The following is a 21,899-nucleotide window of genomic DNA, read 5'->3' as shown; positions in this document are numbered from 1 at the left end:
CGGCGTCAGGCCGGGACGAGGGCGTCCCACTCGGCGCGGGTCGGGCCGTCGTGCGTCGGCTCGAAGTCCGGGCGGGCGGCCAGCCAGGCGGTGACGCTGCGGTCGACCTCGGCGGTCGCGTACGCCTCGCCGGGCGTGCGCAGCAGGTGTCGCACCTGCGCGCGGGCCCGCATCACGACGGGGTCGTCGAAGGCGCAGGCGGCGAGGGCGGCGGCCCGCCGGTCGGTGGACTCCGCGCCCTCGGCGAGGCGCTGCCCGGCGACACGGTCGGCCGCCACCTGGGCGTCGAACCAGGGGCGCAGGGCCCGCACCGTCCAGTCGTGGTAGCCGCCCGGGTCCGCGACCGTCTCCTCGACGTGGCCGGCGAGGTACTGGGCGGCGCGCAGGCCGAGGGCCGCGCCGTGGCCGAGGGTCGGGTTGGTGTGGACGAGGCTGTCCCCGGCGTTGACCAGGCCGGTGACGACGGGGCCCTCGTCGTCGACGAGGGAGGTCCAGCGGTTGTCCAGGCCGGCCATCGCCAGGACGTCGGAGAGCGGTTCGGCGGCCAGGTCGAGCCAGGCGGCGGTGGCGGGGAAGCTGCGGGCGACGGCCTCGAACACGGCGGGGTCGGTGAGCGCGCCCCGGGTCGGTTCCGTGGTGGAGACGACCACGTTCACCGCGAAGGTGTCGTTGTCGGAGGGGAAGACCCCGGCGAGCGCGAACGGCGTGGACGAGCCGTTCCGCAGCCGGCCCGGGTCGCGGGGGCCGTCCTCCCGGACGCGGTACCAGCGGCACAGGTAGGCGATCCCGGCGCGGTGGCTCTCGACCACGGGCGGGCGGCAGCCCGCCGCGACGAGCATCCCGGGGACCGGGGAGCGACGGCCGGCCGCGTCGACGACCAGGTCCGCCGGGTGGGTGTCCGCGCCGACGGTGACGCCGGTGACCCGGGCGGGGTCGCCCGGCGCGAAGGTGAGGCCGTCGACCCGGTGGCCGCGCCGCACGTCGACGGTGGGCTCGCGCCGCACGGCCGAGGCCAGGGCGGCCTCCAGCACGATCCGGCGGGTGCGGAGGGTCACCAGTTCCTCGTCGCCGGCCCGGTGCGGCGGGTGCTCGTCGAACCAGTCGAACTCGTGGTACTCCCGGGCGCCGCGCGCCAGCAGGTCCGCGTAGACGTCCGGCGCCTCGGCGTGCAGCACCGTGCGCACCGGAGCAAGCAGGGAGTGCGGCTGGACGGCCTGCGGGACGCGGGGGCGGTCCCAGTGGAAGAAGTCCCGGTGCAGGTCGTCCCCGGCCTCCCGGGTGTCCTGCTCGAAGAGGGTGACGGTGTGCCCCCGTCGCCCGAGCATGAGCGCGGCCCCCAGGCCGCCGATACCGCCACCGATCACTGCAACCCGCGCCACTGGCTCCCCTTCGCGTCGTGTTGCGGATGGAGCCTACCGCCTGATGATCTTGGGGCGGCGGCCGGGGCCCGGGTGATGCGGGAGACCCGGGAGGCGCGGGATGCGTGACGGGCGGGGTCCGGTGCGGGCAGGATGAGGCGCATGTGCGGTCGATTCGTCTCCACCACCACCCCGCCGGATCTGGCGGAACTGCTGCGCGCCTCGCTGTGGCCGGCCGCGGAGGCCCTCGCGCCCTCGTGGAACGTCGCGCCGACCGACGAGGTGGCGAGCGTGCTGGAACGGGTCGACCGGGAGACCGGGGAGATCACGCGCCAGGTGAGGTCGCTGCGCTGGGGGCTGGTGCCGTCCTGGTCGAAGGACCCGGGCTCCGGCGCGCGGATGATCAACGCGCGGGTGGAGACGGCCGCCGAGAAGCCGGCGTTCCGCAAGGCGTTCAAGGAGCGGCGCTGCGTGGTGCCCGCCGACGGGTACTTCGAGTGGCGCCCGGTGCCGGCGGCGGACGGGCGCAAGGCGTACAAGCAGCCCTACTACCTCCACCGGCCGGACGGCGGCCTGCTGCTGATGGCCGGGCTGTACGAGTTCTGGCGCGACCGCACGGCGCCCGAGGACACGGACGCGTGGCTGGTGACCTGCACCGTGCTGACCACCGAGGCCACCGACGCGGCCGGCCGGATCCACGACCGGATGCCGGTCACCCTCACCACCGACACCCTGGACGCCTGGCTCGACCCGAGCGTCACCGACCCCGCCGAGGTCCGCGGCCTGCTGCACGCACCGGCGAGCGACCTGCAGGTGCGACCGGTCGCGACGACGGTGAACAGCGTCCGCAACGACGGCCCGCAGCTGCTGGACGCGGTGGCGGACCCGCTGCCGGACGTCACCGGCGGCCACTACGCCTGAAGGCAGGGCTCCGACGGGCGGGGCTTCTAACGGCGATCCGCGTTGTTCTTAGGATGGCCGGATGGAGGACATCGACGCGATCGCGGTGCTGCAGGACCCAGTGCGGCGCCGACTGTACGAGTACGTGGTGGCGCAGGGCCGCGAGGTCGGCCGGAACGAGGCGGCCGAGGGCGCGGCGGTGGCCCGCACGCTCGCCGCGCACCACCTCGACCGGCTCACCGAGGCCGGACTGCTGGAGAGCGGCAGCCGTCGGCTGACCGGCCGCTCCGGCCCGGGGGCGGGCCGACCCGCCAAGGTGTACACCCGGGCGCGCGCCGAACACGCGGTGTCGCTGCCCGCCCGCGACTACCGCACTGCCGCCGAACTGCTCGCCGGGGCGGCCGAGTCGGCCGGAGTGGACCTCGCGCTCCAGGAGGCCGCGCGCCGCCGGGGGGAGGCGCTGCGCGGAGCGGGTGCGCCCTGCGGCGACCTCGACCGGGCGATGGAGCTACTGGCCGCGCGCGGCTACGAGCCGTACCCGGTGCGGGGCGAGCAGGCCAACGAGGACGACGGTGACGGCGGTGACGACGGTGACGACGGCGCGGCGACGGCGGTCCGGATGCGCAACTGCCCCTTCCACGCCGTCGCCGAGCAGTTCCCACCGCTGGTGTGCGGTATGAACCTCGCACTGCTGGAAGGGCTGTTGGGGACGGACGGTCCGGTCCGGGCGCGGATGGACGCGCGGCCGGGCGAGTGCTGTGTGGTGGTCGAGGCTTCTAAAAACAATGATGATTGACATAGAAACTCGGGCCGTGCTGGGATGAGGCATGACTTCGTCCCGGCCTGCTCATCCCGCCCTGCACGATCAGCCCGCCCAGCTCGCCCAACTCAACCTCGCCACGCTGCTCCACCCGATCGACGACCCGCGGATCGCGCCGTTCGTCGAGCTGCTCGACCCGGTCAACGCCGCCGCCGACGGGGCGCCCGGATTCGTCTGGCGGCTGGTCGAGGACGGCACGGACGACGCCACCGGCCTGCGCCCGGCGGGCGCGGACGTCATCGTCAACCTGTCGGTCTGGGAGAACCACGAAGCCCTGTGGGAATTCGCCTACCGCAGTGGGCACTTGGAGGCGATGCGGCGCCGGCGCGAATGGTTCGCACGGCACGTCGAGGCGCATCTGGTGCTCTGGTGGGTGCCCGCCGGGCACCGTCCGGACGTCGGCGAGGCGCTGGAGCGGCTGGCGCACCTACGGGCGCACGGGCCCTCGCCGCGGGCGTTCACCTTCGCCTCCGCGTTCAGCGCGGAGGAGGCCCGGTCGCTGACGGGGTGAAGGGGCAGAGGAGGAGAGCGGGTCCGGTCAGACCAGCGGCAGTGCCATCTCCAGTTCGCGGGCGGCCGGGTCCAGCGGGTAGGGCTTGGTGCCGCCGGTGAGTTCGAAGCCCCGGCGCCGGTAGAAGGCGGCGGCCCTGGCGTTGTCCTCGTGCACGGTCAGCAGCAGGCGCCGCGCGCCCGTCTCCCGGGCCCAGGCGACGATCGCATCCAGCATGGTGTCCGTCACCCCGCGCTCGCGGCCCCGGTGCTCCGGGTGGACCCAGACGCCGACCAGCAGCGCCGTCCCGGGCTCGGGCGTGAAGCCGATCATCGTCCCGACCCACTCCCCCGCCCCGGTGCCGTCGTCGTGCACGGCCGCCAGACCGACGCTGCCGGGCTCGTTGACCCGGCGGATCCGGGAGTGCCACTCCTCGTCGCCGTGTGCCAGCGCCGTCTCGTAGGTCTCCAGGAAGGCCATCGGGGTGTCCATCAGCTGCGCGAGGCGCACCTCCCGCAACCGCTCCCAGTCCGTGTCCGTCCGGCCGATCCGCTCGATCCGGTAGGTCATGACGGCCCTCCCCGCAATGGTCCTCGCTCGGACACATTCGACACATTCGACACAGGAGCATAGGCACCAGCACGGGAGCGGACGGCGGCGGGGGGCTGTCGGCGCAGGTCAGGCGCAGGTCAGGGGCCGGTCGGGAGCCGGTCGGGGGCGGCGGGGCGGATAGGGTGCGACGGGGCGGACCCCACCGCGTCCCGCCGACCTGCGCATCTGCCTACCCGACCTGCCGATGGAGGCCCGCCATGCCCACCGCCCACGCCGCCGCCGAAGCCTCCGGACCGTCCGGACCGTCGATCGCGCGGTTCGGGTTGGGCACCGCGGCCGTCGGACGGCCCGGGTACATCACGCTCGGCCGCGACCTCGACCTCCCGGCCGAGCGCACCGTGGACGCCCTGCGCGCGCGGACCCACGCCCTGCTCGACGCCGCGTTCGCCGCCGGCGTGCGCTACTTCGACACCGCCCGTTCCTACGGCCGCGCGGAGGAGTTCCTCGGCGCCTGGCTCGCCGCCCGGCCGCAGGCCGCGGCCGAGGTGACGGTCGGCAGCAAGTGGGGATACACCTACACCGCCGACTGGCAGGCCTCCGGGGTGCCGGTGCACGAGGTCAAGGAGCACTCGACGGCCGTCTTCGACCGTCAGGTGCGGGAGAGCCTCGCGCTGCTGGGCCGCCGTCCGGACGTCTACCTGGTGCACTCGGTCACGCCGGACAGCCCCGCGCTCAGCGACCCCGCACTGCACGCCCGGCTGGCCGCGCTGGCCGCCGAGGGCGTGCGGGTCGGCCTGTCGACCAGCGGCCCGGAGCAGGCGGCGGCGGTCCGGGCGGCGCTGGCGGTGACGGTGGACGGCCGGCCGCTGTTCGGCGCCGTGCAGTCGACCTGGAACCTGCTGGAGCCCTCGGCCGGCCCGGCGCTGGCCGAGGCGCACGCGGCGGGCCTGCTCGTCGTGGTCAAGGAGGGCATGGCCAACGGCCGGCTCGCCGACCGCAACGCCACCGGTCCGGACACCGCCGCCCTGCGCGAGCTCGCCGCCCGGACCGGCGCCTCCTGCGACGCCCTCGCGCTGGCGGCCGTCGCCGCGCAGCCCTGGGCGGACGTGGTGCTCTCCGGTGCGGCCACCACCGACCAGCTCGCCTCGAACCTGGACGCCGTCGGGCTCGCCCTCGACGCCGCCGCGTCGGCCGGTCTCGCGTCGCTCGCCGAACCGGCCGGGCGGTACTGGAGCACGCGCTCGGCGCTGCCCTGGGCCTGACGGTTCCGGGCGGGCGGCGCCGTCAGCGCGGGGCGCGGCGGACCGTCAGCATGTCCTGGGTGTGGCCGATGGCGTAGCCGCCGTCCGGCCGGGCGAAATGGCGCTCGACGTAGGCGGTCAGTTCGTCCCGGTCGGGCAGCCGGTCCAGGACGGCCAGGTCGGCCACGTTCACCATGAACTCCGCGACGTCCACCGCCTCCGCCAGCCGGTCCGTCCGGTAGCAGAGGTCGAGGGTCTCCAGGGCCACCGCGTGCTCCGGTCCCTGTTCCGCCAACTGCTCGGCGAGCGGCCGCAGGTCGTAGCGCACGCCGGCGAAGTGCGCGGCCATCCGCATGCAGGGGCTGTCCGGGTTCTGCAGCACGACCAGCAGCGTCCCGCCGGGCGCCGCCCAGTCCAGGACCCGGCCGACGGTGCGCAGCCAGTCCTCCGGCGGCACGTAGTAGAGCACGTGGGAGAGGTGGACGAGGTCCGCCGGCTCGGGCGGTTCGGCCGCGTCGATCGGGTCCGGCAGGACGAGGGCGTCCGGGCAGACGGCGCGGAGCCGCTCGCGCATCACCGCGCTGGGCTCGATCGCCACCGTGCGCTCGAAGTACTGCGCGAGGTGGGCGGTGGTCCGGCCCTCGCCGGCGCCGACGTCCAGCAGCACCCGGCGCCGGTCCAGGCCGGTGGCCGCGTCCGGCGCCGTTCCCGTCGCTGTGCCCGTACCTTTCTCCGTACTCGTGCCCGCTCCCGTGCTGGTCCGCATGGTCCCCATGGCGCGGTCTCCTCGTCGACGCGGCGTGTCCGGCCGGGCCAGTCCACCGCAGCGCCCCGCACCGGCCGCGCAGGCACGTTCCTGCCCGCGTGTCGTGGAGCGCGCACCCCTTGTGGACGTCCGGCGCCGTCCCCGGCCTGCGGCTCCCCGACCTGCGCCGACGCCGCCGGGCACGCCGACCCCGGCCGGACCGCCGCCGTCCGATCACCGTGCATGTCGCGGCCATGTCCGCGATCGCCGCGCCCGGCACGCTCGGGGCAACCGGCGGGGCGCACCCCGCACCCGTCCGGTCCCTCCCGCACCACCCCGCCGGAAGGAAGTCCACCGCCCGTGTCCCGTACCGCCCGCACGCGCCACTACCTGATGTGCCGTCCGACGCACTTCACGGTCGACTACTCGATCAACCCGTGGATGGAGCCGGCTAAGCCGACCGACGCCGACCGCGCCGTCGCCCAGTGGGAGCAGTTGTACGCGCTGTTCCAGGAGCTGGGCCACACCGTCGAGTTGATCGAGCCGCTGCCCGGCCTGCCCGACATGGTGTTCGCGGCCAACGGCGCGACCGTGGTCGACGGCACCGCCCTGGTCGCCCGGTTCCGGCACGAGGAGCGCGCGGACGAGGCGCCGGCGTACGTGGAGTGGTTCCGTTCGCGCGGCTACCGGGCGGTGCACCGGGCCGAGTTCACCAACGAGGGCGAGGGCGACTACCTGCTGGTCGGCGACCGCATCCTGGCCGGCACCGGCTTCCGCACGGACCGGCGGGCGCACGCCGAGACGGAGCGCGTCCTCGGGCGCCCCGTGGTCACCCTGGAGCTGGCCGACCCGCGCTACTACCACCTGGACACCGCGCTCGCGGTGCTCGACCACGACGAGGTCATGTACTACCCGGCCGCCTTCTCCCCCGAGAGCCGGCGCACCCTGGCCGGGCTGTACCCGGACGCCGTGCTCGCCACCGACGAGGACGCGGCCGTGTTCGGCCTCAACGCCGTCTCGGACGGCCGCCGGGTGGTGCTGCCGGAGGCGGCGGTCGGGCTGGCGGCGCGGCTGCGGGAGCGGGGCTTCGAGCCGATCGGGATCGACGTCACCGAGCTGCTCAAGGCGGGCGGCAGCGTGAAGTGCTGCACCCTGGAGCTGCGCGGCGCCCCGGCCTGACGGGCCCGGCCCGAGCGCCCGGGGCACCCGGTAGCGGACGGCGTGCGGGGGGCGGCCGGCGGAAAACCGGATGCGGCCCCCGCACCACCCGGTGCTACTGTCGTTGCGGCCGGCCGCGGGACTCCGGTGCGACTTCCGGAATGTGCCTCTACCGCAATGATTCGCAGTTCGTACCCCCATTCCCCGGCCGGCCGTCCGAACTACGACGACCGCCACCGGGCGGCGCGGGTTCCGCAGCGGTACGCCCGACCGTCCGGGCCGTGACGTGCGTGCGCCCGGGTGCTCCGGCCGGCGGGTTGAGCCGGCCGGAGCACCCGGGCGGTGACGCGGTCAGAAGATGATCCTCCAGCTGTCGATGCGGCCCGAGTCGATGCGGTACATGTCCTGCACCCGGAGCCGCCAGGTGCCGTTGGCCTGCTGGGCGGAGGCGTCCACCGTGTAGGTCTCGAGCACGTTGTCGGCCGAGTCGCCGACGCTGGCCTTCTTCAGCGAGTACACCGTCCCGTCCGGGCCGATCAGGTCGACGGCCAGGTCACCGCGCCAGGTGTGCTTGATGTCCACGGCCACCTTGAGGTCGCTCGGCGCCGCGCCCGGGATCCGGTCGACGACGACGTCCGAGAAGACCGCCGGGCCGCCGTCCGGGATCGGCACGGCGGTGGCGTTGGCGAAGATGCCCCGGGAGACCTTCCAGGCGAACGTGGTCGAGAGCTGCCGGTTGTGGGAGGCCTTGGCGGTGACGGTCACCGTGTAGGTCCCGGCCGTGGCCGGGTTCCCGGTGATGCGGCCGGTGACCGGGTGGAGCCGGACGCCGTCGGGGAGGCCGGTCGCGTGGTAGGTGACGGCGCCGGGGTTGAAGTTGATGGCCTTGACCTCGAGTTCGGCGGGCGCGCCGACCTCGGTGACCTGGTCGGCGACGGGGTCGACGAGCAGGCCGTCGACGACGCGCGGGCCGACGTTGACCGCCGCCCAGGCGTTGGCGGCGTTCATGTACGTGGCGCTGAGCTGCCCGTACAGGTCGGCGGTGGCCCGGAGGGTGGCGGTGCGGGCCGCGGCGTAGTCGGTGGACGAGGTCATGTAGGTGGTGAGCGCCCGGTACCAGATCCTGGCGGCGGCGTCCCGGCCGATGGCGGTCACCGGCAGGCCGTCGGAGGTCGGGGAGTCGTAGGACACCCCGTCGACGGTCTTGGCACCGCTGCCCTCGGAGGCCAGGTAGAACCAGTGGTTGGCGGGGCCGGAGGAGTAGTGCACGTCGACGGTGCCGAGGTCGGCCGACCAGGCGTCCCGCGACTTGCCGTCCTTCGAGGGCTTGTCCATGTACCGCAGCGGGGTGCCGTCGCCCCGGATGTCGATCTTCTCGCCGACCAGGTAGTCGCCCCGGTCCTCGGGGTTGCCGGCCCAGAACTCGATGGCGGCGGCCATGATGTCGGAGGTCGCCTCGTTCAGGCCGCCGGACTCGCCGCCGTAGATCAGGCCGGCGGTGGCGGAGGTGATGCCGTGGGTCATCTCGTGGCCGCCGACGTCGATCGAGGTGAGCGGCTTGACGTTGCCCGCGCCGTCCCCGTACGTCATGCAGAAGCAGGTGTCGGACCAGAACGCGTTGACGTAGTTGCTGCCGTAGTGCACCCGGGTGTAGGCGCCGACGCCGTCGTCCTTGATGCCGTCGCGGCCGTGGACGGTCTGGTAGTAGTCCCAGGTGAGTTGGGCGCCGTAGGCGGCGTCCACGGCGGCGGTCTGCCGGTTGGCGACGGTGCCGTCGCCCCAGGTGTCGGTCGGGTTGGTGAACAGCGTCCTGGTGGAGCTGGTGCCGTTCAGGTCGTACGTGCTGTGGCCGCCCCGGGTGGGGTCGGTCAGCGCGTAACCGCCGCCGTCGGCCGCGGAGGTGCCTATGGTGACCTGGCCGGAGTACTTGCTGGTGCCCAGGCCGGTCTCGATGCCCTGGTACTCGAAGATCTTCTTGCCGGAGTTCGCGTCCGTGACGACGTGCAGCTCGGAGGGCGTGCCGTCCTCCTGGGTGCCCGTCACGACCGTCTCCCACGCGAGCCGCGGGGTGCCCGATCCGGCCCAGACCACCTTGCGGGCGTCGCCGGCCGCCGCCCCCGCCACCTTCGCGCCCGCGGCGCCGGCGAGCGCGAGGCCCTTCGCCGTCTCGGCGCTCTCCTCGGGGCTGGTGTCGACGGCGATGTCCGCACCGGTGGCCCGGGTGACGCCCTTGCTGGAGCCGTCGCGGGCGGTGTGCACGACCAGGTCGCCGCCGAGCACCGGCAGTCCGTCGAAGGTCCGCTCGTAGCGGGTGTGCACGGTGCCGTCCGCGTCCTTGGTGACGCCCCGGACGACCAGGGCCTCCTTCGGACCCAGTTTCAGCGCGGCGGCCGTCCTCGTCCTGTTCGCGTCGGCGGCGGCCAGCAGGGCGCCGCGCTGCGCGGCCGACAGGGAGGCCGGCAGCGCGCCGGCGAAGGCCCGCTCCCCTGCGGGCGCCCCGCTCGGGCCGTCCGCCGCGGAGGCGACACCGGCGGGCAGGGCGGCCACGATCATCGCGGCGCCGGCGATCAACGCGCTCACGGGGACGGACTTCTTGCGGAATCGAGTCACACGGAACTCCTTCTGCGACGGCCGGGTTCAGGCGGCCGGAGTCAGCCGGGCGGTCGAGAGGGGCACCGCCCGGTAGAGCTGGTGGTTCGACTGGCTGGAACGGCCTTCGGCGTACTCGCCGCGCGGCGCGCTGCCCGGGCGACTGCCAGGGCCTCGGCGGCGGGACGGTACACAGTGCCATTTTTGGTGAGGGCATGTCATCAACGGCACTGCAAGTTGGCCGAAATGCTCCGCCGACGACCGAAGGCTGCCCGCACCGGCGCATTCACAGGAACGCGGCCCCGGTGCCCTCCTCGTGGCCGCGTCCGTCACGGCAACCGCGGCCGGTCGTGCGGGCCGCGAAACCGGGTTGGCTCATCCGATTCGTCCCGATAGCATCCGAGGACCGGATGGGCGACTGGCGCCGTACCGGTGCTGCTCAGCAGCGTGACAGACGCGGGGGCGGTCCTTGTGGAGACGTACGGCGACCTCGTCGCCGCCGAGGACGTGCTGCTGTTCGTCAACGCCGCGATCACCGGCACCGGCCAGCGCGAGTTCCACGGCGGGGCCGCCGAGCAGCAGCTCTCGCTCGACTTCCTGCACGAGTACATGCTCGTCAACTACCGCGGCCCGTACGCCGCCGCGCTCGCCCTCGACATCAACGACCACAACTCCGCCCTGATCGTCCGCCGCCTGCTGGAGACCTCCCGCGACGCCACCGACGAGCAGCGCCGCACCGAGGGCCGGCTGATCGCCCGACGGCTGCGGCTGCTGCCGCCGCAGCGGGTCTACCGGCTGATCGGCGAACTGCGCCGGGCCAAGGTCAACAACCGCCGCACCCGGGCGATCCTGCGCGACTGGCTCGCCACCCGGCCCGACCAGGCCCTCGACGCCGTCAAGTACCGCGCCGGGCTCAAGCTCGCGCTGCGCCACACCCATCTGCGCCCCGTCGCGGAGGAGACCGGCGACTTCCTGTACGCCCCGCGCCGGCGCCCCAAGTACACCGCGCCGCTGCTGGACGCCTGGCGGCGCGCCCACTACGAGCAGGGCGCGCTCTACGAACTGCCGTACACCGTCGCGGAGGGCTTCGCGAACCGCCACGGCATCCCCCGGGCCGCCTTCCTGAAGAAGATCGAACCGCGGCTGACGGCCCTGGAGCGGCTGCGCCTGCAGGAGTCCGCCCGGGCGCTCGGCGCCACCGCCGTCACCTCCGACGCCGCCGCGCTCGCCCGGATGCCGCTCACCCGGCTCGCCTCGTACGTGCTGGGCCTGCCGCCCGCCGACCGGACCGCCCGCCGCGCCGAACTGACCGACGCCCTGCGGGGCGCGGCGCGCCGGGCGGTGCGCGCGGCCGGGGCGGAGGAGGGCAGCTGGGGCCGGGTCACGGCCGTCCTCGACGACAGCTGGTCCGCGTACGGCTCGGGCGTCAAGCGCCGCCGGCCGCTCGCCGCCGCGCTCGCCTGCCACTTCCTGCTGGCCGCGCTGGCCGGCGAGTACACGGCGCTGTGGACCTCGGGGCACGGCGACGCGCTGCTCGCCCGCCCGGCCGGGCCGACCCCGCTCGGGCGCCGCATCCTGGACGCGCTGGACACCGCGCCCGAGCGACTGGTGATCGTCTCCGACGGCTGGGACAACGCCCCGCCCGGGCTGGCCGCCGAGGTGCTGCGGGTGTGGCGCACCCGGCTCGACCCGGAGCACCGGACCAGCATCGTGCACCTCAACCCGGTGTACGACGCGGAGGGCTTCGACGTCCGCCGGCTCGCGCCGACGGTGCCAACCGCCGGGCTGCGCGACGCCGAGGACGTGCCCGCCCTGGTCGAGTTCGCCCGCTTCGCCGAGGGCCGGACGGACCTCTCGGAGCTGACGGCGCACCTGGCGGCCCGCACCGAGCGGTTCCTGGCGGCGGAGGGCGCGGTGCGCGGACCGGTGGCCCCCGCCGCCGGATCCACCGGGACCACCGGGACCGCCGGGATCACAGGGACCGCCGGGACCACAGGGACCACAGGGACCGCCGCCACCGAGACCGCTGAGGAGACCGTCCGATGACCACCACCCCGGCCGCCCCGGCGTTCCGCCTCGACCTCACCGGCCTCGACACCCGTCCCGCCCAGGTGTGGGGCGGCGTGCGCCTGGTGCCCCTGGTCCGCGCCGAGCCGATCGAGGACCTCCGCCTCCACCAGGAGCTCTACGAGCCGGAGTACACCGCCGTCCCGGTCGGCCCCCGCACCGACTACCTCGCCTTCGTCCCGCACGGCTTCGTCGCCGACTGGACCCGTGACGGCACCCCCGCCGCCGCCTACGGCACCCGGCTCGACACCCCCTCCGCCATCACCGCGAGCACCCCGCCCGAGCGGGTCCGGGTCCGGGTGCCGCGCCGGATCGCCAAGCGCGAGAACCGCACCCGGCTGCGCTTCCTGCCGCTGCACCTCGCCCTGGAGGGCTATCTCTCCCTGCACTTCGGCGGCCCGTCGATCGCCTGGGAGGAGTACTCCGAGCGCGCGCTGCGGAACGGCCTCTCGCCGCGCGCCGAGGAGGCGTACGCCGGCGACCGGGTCCGCGGCCTCGCCGACGCCCTGCGGGTCTTCGAGATCCACCCCGGCCAGTGCGGCCTGGTCGTGTACGTGGCCGACGCGCTCGCCGCGGCCTTCGTCGTCCCGCACCCCGACGACTACCGGGCGCTGCACCGGACCCTGCTGCTCGACCTCTTCGGCGAGCTGATCCACCACTACGCCCTGCTGTCCGCCCCCGTCCCGGACTTCCGGGCCGATCTGCGCACGGCCGGTCCGATCAACTCGACGGCCGAGCTGCGCGCGGCCGTCGACGGCCAGGAGCGCGCCTGGGCGGCCTTCCACGACGACACCATGGCCGGCGGCCTGCTGGACCCGGACTACCGGTCGCGGACGGTGCGCCGCCTGGGCCGTTTCCGCCTCGACCGGTTCCGGCCGGAGTTCCGCCCCAAGCAGGAGAACCACATCGGCGAGGCGATCACCGACGAGCACGGCCGGCTCGCCTACCTCAAGACCTTCCGCCTCTCCGAGGCCCAGGTCCGCCGCGGCCACCTGCTGGACCGCCTCGCCGCCCACGACTGGCACCTGCCGACAACCGCCACCGCGCTCGGCCTCACCGAACCCCAGCTCGGCCTGCGCCTCGAAGGCGCCGGCTTCGGGAGCCTGCTGCGCCAGGACGTCCTGGACCACTACCGCCGCGCCGCGCGCCAGTAGGGCGAATCCCGTCCCGGCGCCGCCCTGCCACCGCACCTGCCTCCGCCGTGCCCCGGGCATGGTGCGTGAGCGGGCGTGGGGCGATGATGGGAGAAGGTTCGTGGAAGGACGGTCGGCGATGACCCGACAGCCGTGCGCATCCTCCGCCGAGGACGACCGCGACGCCCCCGCCCGCACCCGTGCGAACCGGTCCCCGGACGACGGGACCCGCCCGTAGGGCGGCCGGCGATGCCAAGGGGAACCGGACGACCGGTGGGCCGGGTCGTGGCCCCGGCGCTGCTGAGCTCCGTGGTCGCGGTGGGGTCGCTGCTGCTCGCACCGGTGGCTCACGCCGACGCCGGCCTCCGGCTGTCCCCCGGCCACGGGACCGCGGGGACCACCCGCGTGACGGTCGACGGAACGGGATTCGGCGCCTGTCCGCCCGACACGAAGAACGTCCAATTACGGTGGGACGACGGCGCCGACCTGGGAACACCCTCGATCCGGCCGGACGGAAGCATCAGCACGTCCTTCACCGTGCCGGCGAACGCCCGTCCGGCCCCGCACCAGGTCACGGCCACCTGCCGCGCCTACCCCGGGCCCAACGTCAAGGCGCCCGACACCCAGAACTTCCGCGGCCCCTTCGACGTCACCGCGGCCGCGACCTTCACCGTCGAGCCCGCGCCGCCGGGCGTCCTCACCCTCGACCCGGCGAGCGGCGCCGCCGGTACGACCTTCCGGGCGCGCGGCACCGGATTCTCCTGCCCCGCCGGTGAGCCCGTCGTCCTGCGCTGGGAGCAGCGCGAGCTGGGCCGGGTGCAGGCCCCCAGCGGCACCTTCGATCAGCAGGTCACCGCGGCCGCCGACGCGCCGCCCGGCACCCACCCGGTGGAGGCCGCCTGCGACCCGTCCGCGGAGCACGACACCACGGCGACGTTCACAGTCCTCACCCCCACGAGCACCGGAAGTCCGGCCGGACCACTGACCGGGCAGGCCACGCCCGACGACTCGCCGAACACGTCGGCCGGCACCCCGGCGGGCGCGGGAGCAGTCCTGCGGGCGCAGCCGAGCAGTGGACGTCCCGGGCAGCAGGTGGTGCTCACCGGGAGCGGCTACGCCTGCCGCGGCACCGAGGCGGAACTGACCTGGAACGGCGTGGTGTGGGAGCGCGTCGGCACCGGCACCGGCGACGGTTTCACCGTCACCACCCGGGTCGCCGGCGACGCCCGGCCCGGGCACTACCGGCTGCGCGCCGTCTGCCCGGACCGTCCGGCGATGGCCGGGTCCACGGACTTCGAGGTGCTGGCCGCCGACGTGGTTCCCGGACCGGGCGGCGGAGACGCGGCACCCACCGCGCTGGTGGTCGGCTCGACGGCCGGCGGCGCCGTGGTGCTCGCCGCCCTCGCCGGTACCTACGTGCTCGGCCGGCGGCGGGGACCGCACTGGGCGTCGGCGCACGTCGCGGTCGCCCCGGTGGCCGGTGCGCCGCCGCGGCCGCTGGTCACCGAGACGGACGACCCGGCCGGGCCCGGCCGCACCGTCCGGCTGGAGAGCCGGGAGGAGCCCGGTACGCAGCGCGTCGAGGAGACGCCCGGGGTCGGGCCGACCGGCGGGCAGGTCAGTGCCGGGGAGACCGGTGCCGAGGAGGGGGGAACGACGGAGGAGGAGCCATGACCACCGCCACCCTCACCGATCCGGCGACCGCGCGGGCGTTGCTGTTCGGGGCGGACACGCCCGGCAGCGCCGTCGACGCGCTCACCGAGTCCCTGCACGAACACGGAACCGTCGGCACCCTGCTGCACGGTGTCCCGCGGCTGACCGGCGCGGCCGGGCAGGCCGTCGAGCGCGAGGTGGCCACCGCGCTGGACCGCCAGCTCGGGCGCGACCTGTTCGGTTTCGCCGCCGCCGGCTGGTCCCGGTACACCGCCCTGACCGCGGCTGCCCGGCGCACCCGGGCCGACCCCGCGTCGGAGGAGGTGGTGGCACTCGCCGACCACCGCATCACCTCGGCCAACAGCCCGCGTGTCGATCTGCTCGTCGACGGCACTCCGGTCGGCTCGGTCCGGATGGAGCTGACGCTCGTCATCGAGCTGGCGGGCATCGTCGCGGTGGTCCGACGGGCCCGTCTGGTGGCGCTGCGTGCGGGACGTTGCACCGTCACCGGGGCGCTCACGGTGGACCGGGAGAAGATCGTCCAGCGCAGCCGCCGGTACGACCTGCCCGGCGCGGTGGCCTTGCGGAACGGCATCCCGCTGCTCGCGGACGAAGCGGCCCCGCCGGCGGCCGGGGCAGGTACGGAGGCCCGGGCCGGGGCGGCAACCGACGCCCGGGCCGGGGAGGAGACCGAACGCCTTCCGCAGGCCGACGGGGCCGCGGCGGCACGGGCCCGGGCGGAGACCGAACGCCTTCCGCGGACCGGCCACCGGGTCGCCTGACGGACCGGACAGCCGGACCGGACAGCCGGACCGGACGCGGCGGGCGAGGGCGCGCGGGGGCGGTAGACGGCCCCGGTCGTGAAACCTGTGGCGCTCGGGCGCCCGGGGCGGCTAGGCTCCGGGCCGATGAAGACTTCCGCTCCTCACGAAGTGGGGGTCCGGTCCACGCAAGGTGAGTGCTGATGAGCGCTCACCTCGCGACCGGGAATCCCCGACTCTCCTTCTGGCTGCACGTGCGCGAGTTCGCCGTGCCGGCCTCGGTCATCGAAACCGCGACAGCCCGGCGCCTCGCCGGGGACTGGGCCGGGGCGTGTGCCGCCGCCCGGGTCGATGTCGACCTCGATCTGCGGTCCGCCGCCCGGCGCCACGGGCGCGAGCTGGCCGACCGACTCCGCCGTGACCTCCGGGCGTTGGCGCCCGACCTGCTGCGCTGGCACCTGCCGAGGGTCGCGCCGGTCGGGTTGCTGCGGCCCGGGCTGACCCTCTCGCTCGCCAGGTACGGCGCGGTGCACCTGGTGGTGCGCACGCCGCCGGGCCGGGCGAGCGGCGGACAGCGGTTCAGCCTCGCCCTCCAGGACGGCACCGCACCCCGCCGGCCCGCCCACGGACGGGCGCCGGAACATCCGGCCGACGCGTCGCACCCGCATCCGCACCCCAGTGCGCGGTTCCGGCTGGACCTGCACCGCCACCTCTGGGACGCCGGCCGGAGCGGCGAACTGCCGCTCCGCTCCGGGGGCCCCGAGCGGTGGGCGGCCGAGGCCCGGATCCTGCTCCGCGCGGAGGGCCGCCCCGACGGCGAAGGGGCCGTGCGGGTGCGGCTCGGAGCACGCGAGGTGGTGGTCGGGACGGGCACCGGCGGGCATACGGTGCCGCCCGTCCTCCCCGCCACGCTCCCCCTGCTGCCCGAAGCGGCGGTGCGGGTGCCTCCCGATCTGGAGCTGCTCCGGGCCGGGCTGATCGGCCCCGAGGGCCTGCATCCGCTGGTCGCCGCGGCCCTCGCCCCCACCGCTGCCGCGCCACCGGCCGACCCCGGCCCGTCGCCCGGCCGTCCGCGCGTCGTGCGGTGCCGAGGCAGCCTCCACCGGATCGGCCTGGTCGACGGGGTGCTCACCGCGCTCGACCACCGTCCCGACGAAATCCGCCGCGAAGAGCTGCTGATGGAACTCACCGGCACCCCGCTGCCCTGCCTGCAGACCATCGACGACGCCCACCGCCGCCCGGAGAGCCTCGCCGACGTCCGCGCACGCCTCGACCACGGCGACACCGCCGGAGCGCTGGCCGCCGTCGAGGCCCTGCTCGGCCCGGACGCCATGCTGCGCACCGGCCCCCTGCGGGACGCGCTCGCGGAGGCCGCCGAACGGCGGGTCGCCCACGGCCTGTTCCGGGCCGGCCTCGCCGACCCTGCGCCGCGCCGGACGGACCACTTCCGGCCGCCCGGGCCCTGGCCGCGGCCGCAGGAGCACCGCGCCCACCCGCGGCACGCCAGCTCGCGCTGACGCCACCCCGCTTCGACCCGCCCTGCCTGTCTTCCGCCCTGCCGTCTTCCGCCCTGCCTTCTTCCGCCCTGCCTGTCTCCCGAAAGGACGCCACCACATGCCTCTTGCTGCCCCGATGCCCCAACTCGACGTCGCCGCAGAGCTCCTGGAGCTGCTCTCCGCCACCACCACCGAACCGCGCCCCGACGACCGGCTGGCTGCCCTGACCCTCACCGTGGCCGCCGACCTGCCGGTGCTCCTGTGGGGCGAACCGGGGATCGGCAAGACCGCCGCCCTCACCCAACTCGCCGACACCCTGCGCCTGCCGCTCACCACCGTCATCGCGAGCGTGCACGAGCCCTCCGACTTCGCCGGGCTGCCCGTGCTCGGCGACGACCCGGCCGTGCAGGGCGTCCCGATGGCCCCGCCGGACTGGGCGGTCCGGCTGGTCAGGTCCGGCCGGGGCCTGCTGTTCCTGGACGAGCTCTCCACCGCGCCGCCCGCCGTCCAGGCCGCGTTGCTGCGCCTGGTGCTCGAACGCCGCATCGGCTCCCTCCAACTCCCGCCCGGGGTCCGGATCGTGGCGGCCGCCAACCCCCGCTCCTCGGCGGCCGACGGCTGGGAGCTGAGCCCGCCGCTGGCCAACCGGTTCGTCCATCTGCCGTGGCAGCACGACCACGAGGTGGTGGTGCGCGGCCTCGGCGGCACCTGGCCGCGCGCCGTGCTGCCGGAGCTCGACCCGGCGCGGCTGCCGGAGGCGGTGGCCCTCGCCCGCCGCGCGGTGTGCGAACTCCTCGCCGTACGCCCGGCGCTCGTCCACCGGCTGCCCGGCAGCGACGCCCAGCGGGGCGGGGCCTGGCCGTCGCCCAGGAGTTGGGAGATGACGGTCCGGCTGATCGCCTTCGCCACCGCCGCCGGGGCCTCGCGCGAGGTGCTGGCGCTGCTGGTGCGGGGCACGGTCGGGGACGGGCCCGGTCTGGAGCTGATGGCGGCGATGGACCGGATGGACCTCCCCGACCCGGAGGCGCTGCTCGCCGACCCGGCCGCCGCCGTGCTGCCGGAGCGCGGGGACCTCCGGCAGGCCACCCTGGAGGGTGTGGTGGACGCCGTCCGGCGCCGCCCGGACCGGGCGCGCTGGGACGCGGCGTGGGCGCTGCTGGCGCGGGCGGTGGAGAGCGGGGCCCCGGACGTCGCGGTCGTCCCCGCGACCACGCTCGCCGCGCTGCGGCAGGCCGACTGGGAGGTGCCGGCGACGATCGACCGTCTCGCCGGGGCGGTCGCGCTGTCCCGGCGGGCGGACCGCGCGGTGGCGCGGGTCGCGGCGGCCGACGGGGCCCGCCGGTGAGCGCGCCGTCCGCGGTCCCGGTGCCGGTACCGCTCCCACGGGCCACGCGGAACAGGCAGGACACTCACGGCATCAGGGCGCCGCGGGCCGGCCGACTCGACGTCGACAAGCTGTACGCCGCCCGGCTGCACGCGGTCCGCGTCCGCCCCTACCTGGCCACGGCGCTGTTCGCCCTGCACGTCGTGGAGTCCCGCGACGTCCCGACGATGGCCGTGGACGAGCACTGGCGCTGCTACGTCTCGCCGTCGTTCGTCGCCCTGATGCCGGTGGAGGAGCTGGCGGGCGTCTGGGTGCACGAGGTGTCGCACCTGCTGCGCGACCACCACGGACGCGGCGACCGGGTCGCCCGCGAGCGCGGTCTGCACAGCGTCGCCGACCGGCTGCGGACGAACATCGCCGCGGACTGCGAGATCAACGACGACATCTACGGCGAGGGGCTGGTCCGGCCGGCGGGCGCGGTGCTGCCCGGGGACCTGGAACTGTCCGACGGCCGGCTGATGGAGGACTACCTCCGGCAGTTCGGACTCGGGCCGCTGACCGAGCGGTTCGCCTGGCTGGACTGCGGCAGCGGCGCCGACGGCCTAGTCCGCGGCTGGGACCTCGGGCCGGAGGGCGCGCACGGGCTGAGCCCGCAGGAGCGGGACGCGGTGCGGTTCCGGGTCGCGCAGGGGATCCTCGGCCGGCCGGGCGACGCACCGGCCGGGTGGCGGCGGTGGGCCGAGCAGGCGTTCCACCCGCCGCAGCGGTGGCGGGAGTTGCTGGGCACGGCGGTGCGCTCGGCGGTGTCGGGCCCGGGCTCGGGCGGCGACTACTCGTACGGCCGCCCGGCCCGCCGGTCGGCCGCGCTGCCCGGCGCGGTGCTGCCCTCCCTGCGGCGGCGCCCGCCCCGGGTGACCGTGGTCGTCGACACCTCCGGGTCGGTCAGCGACGCCGAGTTGGGCGGCGCGCTGCTGGAGGTCGCGGAGATCGTCCGGGCCGTGGGCGGCCGCCGTGACCTGGTCACCGTGGTGTCCTGCGACGCGGCCGCGCAGACCGCGCAACGGCTCTGCCGGGAGGGGGACATCGCCCTGGTGGGCGGCGGCGGGACGGACCTCCGGGAGGGGTTCGCCACCGCCCTGCGGACCTGGCCCCGGCCGGACGTCGTCGTGGTGCTGACGGACGGTCAGACTCCTTGGCCGACCGCGCAGCCGTCCTGCCGGACGGTGGTGGGCCTGTTCGGCCGACCGGGCCGGTGGAGCGAGAACAGTACCGAGTACCGGCGGCCGGAGCCGCCCGGCTGGGCCCGGGTGGTGACGCTCGGGTCGGCGGCGGGCGACCCGTACTGACCGGCCGCGAGCCCCCTTTCGGCCTCGGCACGCCCCCAACTCCTTGACGAAAGCATGACATTGACGCACCATCAACCTCGCGGCGCCGCATCTCCTCCAACGTTCCGTCCCTACGGACCCCCCACAGGAGGACAGTCATGCGACTGCCCCGCCGAGGGAAGCCCGCCACGGCCACCGCCGTCCTGCTGGCGCTCGCCCTCGCCACCCCGCTCAGCATCCAGGCCGTCACCCCGGCCGCCGCCGTCCAGCCGGACTCCGTCGCCTCCGCCGCCTCGGCCGGCGACGCCGACTCCGCCCGGCAGTACCGCCTCGACGGCCCCCGCACCGTCGCCGAACGCACTGCCGTCGCCGCCACCGGAGCCTCGGTCGACGCCGTCATGGCCGACTCGGTGACGGTCACGGCCACACCCGCCGAGGCCGCCCGGCTGCGGGCGCTCGGCTGGTCCCCCGTCCCGCTGCCGGGCCCCCGGTACGGCGACGGGCCCGCCGGGCAGGCCGAGTCCGGCGCCGCGCTGTACGACTTCCCGTCCGCCGACTCCGGCTACCACAACTACGCGGAGGCCGCCGCCGACATCGACGCCGTCGTGGCCGCGCACCCCGACATCATGAGCAAGCGGGTCATCGGCACCTCCTACGAGGGCCGGCCGATCGTCGCCGTCAAGATCAGCGACAACGTCGGTACCGACGAGAACGAACCCGAGGTGCTCTTCACCGCCCACCAGCACGCCCGCGAGCACCTCACCGTCGAGATGTCGCTCTACCTGCTGCACGAACTCGGCGACAAGTACGCCACCGACAGCCGGATCGCCAATGTCGTCAACAACCGGGAGATCTGGGTGGTCCCGGACCTCAACCCGGACGGCGGCGAGTACGACATCGCCACCGGCCGCTACCGCAGTTGGCGCAAGGACCGGCAGCCGAACACCGGCAGCAGCAACGTCGGCACCGACCTCAACCGCAACTGGAACTACAAGTGGGGCTGCTGCGGCGGCTCCTCCGGTTCCACCTCCAGCGAGACCTACCGGGGCAGCGCGGCGGAGTCCGCCAAGGAGACCAAGGTGGTCGCCGACTTCGTCCGCACCCGGGTGGTCGGCGGCAAGCAGCAGATCACCGCGGCGATCGACTTCCACACCTACAGCGAGCTGGTGCTCTGGCCGTTCGGCTGGACCACCGCCAACACCACCACCGGCATGACCGCCGACGAGTACAACACCTTCGCCACGCTCGGCCGTTCGATGGCCTCCACCAACGGCTACACGCCGGAGCAGTCGAGCGACCTCTACATCACCGACGGCTCGATCGACGACTGGCTGTGGGGCACCCAGCGGGTGTTCGCCTACACCTTCGAGATGTACCCCGGGCCGAACGGCAGCGCCGGCTTCTACCCGCCGGACGAGGTGATCGGACGCGAGACCAGCCGCAACCGGGAGGCGGTGCTGCGGCTGCTGGAGACCGCCGACTGCGTCTACCGGGCCATCGGCAAGCAGCAGCAGTACTGCGGGATCGCCAACTGAACGACCACTGAGGCCGGTTGACGAAAGCGCGAAGCCCGGTCGGCTCTCCCCGGGGAGAGCCGACCGGGCTTCGTGCCCCTCCCCTCGCCCACGAACCGGTGCATGCCACTCCGTTCCGGCCAAACCCGCGCACCCACCGGCCAGAACCGGCCCGCACCGCCCCAGGAGCGGACGGATCGTCATCCGGAATGCAAAGATCCCCCCAAGGAATGTGACATGTCACAGTGTGCACGTCGGGTTCCACACCCGGCGCGCCGCACGAGGGAGGGAACCGCTCCATGAACCGCCTCACCACCGCCGCCCTGGCGGGCGCCGCCGGCCTCGCCGCGCTGACCGTCGGCCTGGCCCCCACCGCGACCGCCGCCACCACCGGCCCGGTGGGCCCGGCCGGTCCGACCGGCACCGTCACCTGCGGGACCCCGGGCGCGCCCGGCTTCCTGCGCACCCGCGCCTGTATCGAGGTCAGCGGCACCCACGTCCGCCTCTACGGCCAGGTCGCCACCACCGACCCGGCCTGGGTCGCCCAGAACGTCGGCTTCACCATCACCGGCTCCACCCCCGCCCTCCCGCCGCAGCCGCCCCTCAACCTGACCGCGCTGATCCCGGCCGGCGGTGCCACCGTCGGCGACCTGCTGCTCACCGTGCCCTGCGGCAACACGGTGACGTCCAGCTTCAGCGTCAACAACGGCGGCTGGCCGCCCTCGACGGCGACGGTCTCGGCCTTCGTGCCCTGCTGACGCCCCGTCCGGTCC

General features: G+C 75.1%; 18 protein-coding genes. 14 read left to right on the top strand and 4 right to left on the bottom strand.

The genetic code is table 11. The features are described from left to right. Positions 1-5: 5 nt before the first annotated feature. Complete coding sequence (locus IF01_RS0124730; RefSeq protein ID WP_030395731.1) at positions 6-1,379, bottom strand: NAD(P)/FAD-dependent oxidoreductase; 1,374 nt, start codon at positions 1,377-1,379, stop codon at positions 6-8. A 141-nt stretch (positions 1,380-1,520) separates the two neighbouring features. Between IF01_RS0124730 and IF01_RS0124725 the strand changes: the two genes are divergently transcribed. From IF01_RS0124725 to IF01_RS0124715, 3 genes are all read left to right on the top strand, one after another. Then, complete coding sequence (locus tag IF01_RS0124725) at positions 1,521-2,279, top strand: SOS response-associated peptidase (RefSeq protein WP_030395730.1); 759 nt, start codon at positions 1,521-1,523, stop codon at positions 2,277-2,279. A gap of 61 nt (positions 2,280-2,340) precedes the next feature. Next, entirely contained in the window at positions 2,341-3,054 is a 714-nt protein-coding gene (locus IF01_RS0124720; protein WP_030395729.1) for a helix-turn-helix transcriptional regulator, read from the top strand. Between the two features lie 31 nt (positions 3,055-3,085). Then, positions 3,086-3,589, top strand: a complete 504-nt coding sequence (locus IF01_RS0124715; protein WP_037780987.1) for a DUF3291 domain-containing protein — start codon at positions 3,086-3,088, stop codon at positions 3,587-3,589. A gap of 27 nt (positions 3,590-3,616) precedes the next feature. Here the strand turns inward: IF01_RS0124715 and IF01_RS0124710 are convergent, their stop codons facing one another. Next, the gene (locus tag IF01_RS0124710) at positions 3,617-4,138 is read right to left on the bottom strand and encodes a GNAT family N-acetyltransferase (RefSeq protein WP_030395727.1); all 522 of its coding nucleotides are present in this window, start codon (positions 4,136-4,138) and stop codon (positions 3,617-3,619) included. Between the two features lie 239 nt (positions 4,139-4,377). Here IF01_RS0124710 and IF01_RS0124705 point away from each other — a divergent pair, with 239 nt between their 5' ends. Beyond that, positions 4,378-5,382, top strand: coding sequence for an aldo/keto reductase (locus IF01_RS0124705; protein WP_030395726.1), 1,005 nt, complete (start codon positions 4,378-4,380; stop codon positions 5,380-5,382). A 22-nt stretch (positions 5,383-5,404) separates the two neighbouring features. On the opposite strand, the gene IF01_RS44230 is transcribed toward IF01_RS0124705, so the two are convergent. Next, entirely contained in the window at positions 5,405-6,136 is a 732-nt protein-coding gene (locus IF01_RS44230) for a class I SAM-dependent methyltransferase (RefSeq protein ID WP_078880265.1), read from the bottom strand. Between the two features lie 330 nt (positions 6,137-6,466). Between IF01_RS44230 and ddaH the strand changes: the two genes are divergently transcribed. Beyond that, positions 6,467-7,285 (top strand): dimethylargininase, encoded by an 819-nt coding sequence (gene ddaH / locus IF01_RS0124695; RefSeq protein WP_030395724.1) that lies wholly within the window; start codon positions 6,467-6,469, stop codon positions 7,283-7,285. A 330-nt stretch (positions 7,286-7,615) separates the two neighbouring features. On the opposite strand, the gene IF01_RS0124690 is transcribed toward ddaH, so the two are convergent. Then, positions 7,616-9,817, bottom strand: coding sequence for a M4 family metallopeptidase (locus IF01_RS0124690; protein ID WP_030395723.1), 2,202 nt, complete (start codon positions 9,815-9,817; stop codon positions 7,616-7,618). A 507-nt stretch (positions 9,818-10,324) separates the two neighbouring features. Here IF01_RS0124690 and IF01_RS0124685 point away from each other — a divergent pair. The 9 genes from IF01_RS0124685 (at position 10,325) to IF01_RS0124645 (ending at position 21,884) form a co-directional block, all read left to right on the top strand. Next, entirely contained in the window at positions 10,325-11,899 is a 1,575-nt protein-coding gene (locus tag IF01_RS0124685; protein WP_244215620.1) for a hypothetical protein, read from the top strand. Continuing rightward, on the top strand, positions 11,896-13,074 hold the full coding sequence (locus IF01_RS0124680) for an ARPP-2 domain-containing protein (protein ID WP_030395721.1): 1,179 nt from the start codon (positions 11,896-11,898) through the stop codon (positions 13,072-13,074). Before IF01_RS0124685 ends, IF01_RS0124680 begins: the two co-directional genes overlap by 4 nt. Positions 13,075-13,326: 252 nt before the next feature. After that, positions 13,327-14,727: a hypothetical protein gene (locus IF01_RS0124675; protein WP_030395720.1), complete on the top strand. Its 1,401-nt coding sequence runs from the start codon at positions 13,327-13,329 to the stop codon at positions 14,725-14,727. Continuing rightward, positions 14,724-15,488 carry a hypothetical protein gene (locus IF01_RS0124670; protein WP_030395719.1) on the top strand — a complete coding sequence of 255 codons (765 nt, stop codon included), beginning with the start codon at positions 14,724-14,726 and terminating at the stop codon, positions 15,486-15,488. The genes IF01_RS0124675 and IF01_RS0124670 overlap by 4 nt, the downstream gene beginning before the upstream one ends. Before the next feature lie 182 nt (positions 15,489-15,670). After that, on the top strand, positions 15,671-16,984 hold the full coding sequence (locus IF01_RS0124665; RefSeq protein WP_030395718.1) for a hypothetical protein: 1,314 nt from the start codon (positions 15,671-15,673) through the stop codon (positions 16,982-16,984). Between the two features lie 97 nt (positions 16,985-17,081). Beyond that, positions 17,082-18,308, top strand: a complete 1,227-nt coding sequence (locus IF01_RS0124660; RefSeq protein ID WP_030395717.1) for an AAA family ATPase — start codon at positions 17,082-17,084, stop codon at positions 18,306-18,308. Positions 18,309-18,379: 71 nt separating this feature from the next. Continuing rightward, the gene (locus IF01_RS0124655) at positions 18,380-19,633 is read left to right on the top strand and encodes a vWA domain-containing protein (RefSeq protein ID WP_030395716.1); all 1,254 of its coding nucleotides are present in this window, start codon (positions 18,380-18,382) and stop codon (positions 19,631-19,633) included. 137 nt (positions 19,634-19,770) lie between these two features. Then, positions 19,771-21,147: a M14 family metallopeptidase gene (locus IF01_RS0124650; protein ID WP_030395715.1), complete on the top strand. Its 1,377-nt coding sequence runs from the start codon at positions 19,771-19,773 to the stop codon at positions 21,145-21,147. Positions 21,148-21,425: 278 nt separating this feature from the next. Continuing rightward, a complete protein-coding gene (locus IF01_RS0124645; RefSeq protein WP_030395714.1) occupies positions 21,426-21,884 on the top strand; it encodes a hypothetical protein in 459 nt (152 codons plus the stop codon). The last annotated feature ends 15 nt before the right edge of the window (positions 21,885-21,899 follow it).

Origin of the sequence: Kitasatospora purpeofusca (assembly GCF_000718025.1) — a bacterium.
Classification (GTDB): domain Bacteria; phylum Actinomycetota; class Actinomycetes; order Streptomycetales; family Streptomycetaceae; genus Kitasatospora; species Kitasatospora purpeofusca.
Note: the sequence above shows the minus strand (reverse complement) of the source record. Positions and strands in the feature narration are given on the sequence as shown.

Bases quoted from the DNA above. Each gene is read 5' to 3' on its own strand.
- IF01_RS0124715 (WP_037780987.1), top strand. From the start codon at position 3,086: ATGACTTCGTCCCGGCCTGCTCATCCCGCCCTGCACGATCAGCCCGCC.
- IF01_RS0124710 (WP_030395727.1), bottom strand. From the start codon at position 4,138: ATGACCTACCGGATCGAGCGGATCGGCCGGACGGACACGGACTGGGAG.
- IF01_RS0124680 (WP_030395721.1), top strand. From the start codon at position 11,896: ATGACCACCACCCCGGCCGCCCCGGCGTTCCGCCTCGACCTCACCGGC.
- IF01_RS0124670 (WP_030395719.1), top strand. From the start codon at position 14,724: ATGACCACCGCCACCCTCACCGATCCGGCGACCGCGCGGGCGTTGCTG.
- IF01_RS0124650 (WP_030395715.1), top strand. From the start codon at position 19,771: ATGCGACTGCCCCGCCGAGGGAAGCCCGCCACGGCCACCGCCGTCCTG.
- IF01_RS0124720 (WP_030395729.1), top strand. From the start codon at position 2,341: ATGGAGGACATCGACGCGATCGCGGTGCTGCAGGACCCAGTGCGGCGC.
- IF01_RS0124705 (WP_030395726.1), top strand. From the start codon at position 4,378: ATGCCCACCGCCCACGCCGCCGCCGAAGCCTCCGGACCGTCCGGACCG.
- IF01_RS0124725 (WP_030395730.1), top strand. From the start codon at position 1,521: ATGTGCGGTCGATTCGTCTCCACCACCACCCCGCCGGATCTGGCGGAA.
- IF01_RS0124690 (WP_030395723.1), bottom strand. From the start codon at position 9,817: ATGATCGTGGCCGCCCTGCCCGCCGGTGTCGCCTCCGCGGCGGACGGC.
- IF01_RS0124665 (WP_030395718.1), top strand. From the start codon at position 15,671: ATGAGCGCTCACCTCGCGACCGGGAATCCCCGACTCTCCTTCTGGCTG.
- IF01_RS44230 (WP_078880265.1), bottom strand. From the start codon at position 6,136: ATGGGGACCATGCGGACCAGCACGGGAGCGGGCACGAGTACGGAGAAA.
- IF01_RS0124660 (WP_030395717.1), top strand. From the start codon at position 17,082: ATGCCTCTTGCTGCCCCGATGCCCCAACTCGACGTCGCCGCAGAGCTC.
- IF01_RS0124645 (WP_030395714.1), top strand. From the start codon at position 21,426: ATGAACCGCCTCACCACCGCCGCCCTGGCGGGCGCCGCCGGCCTCGCC.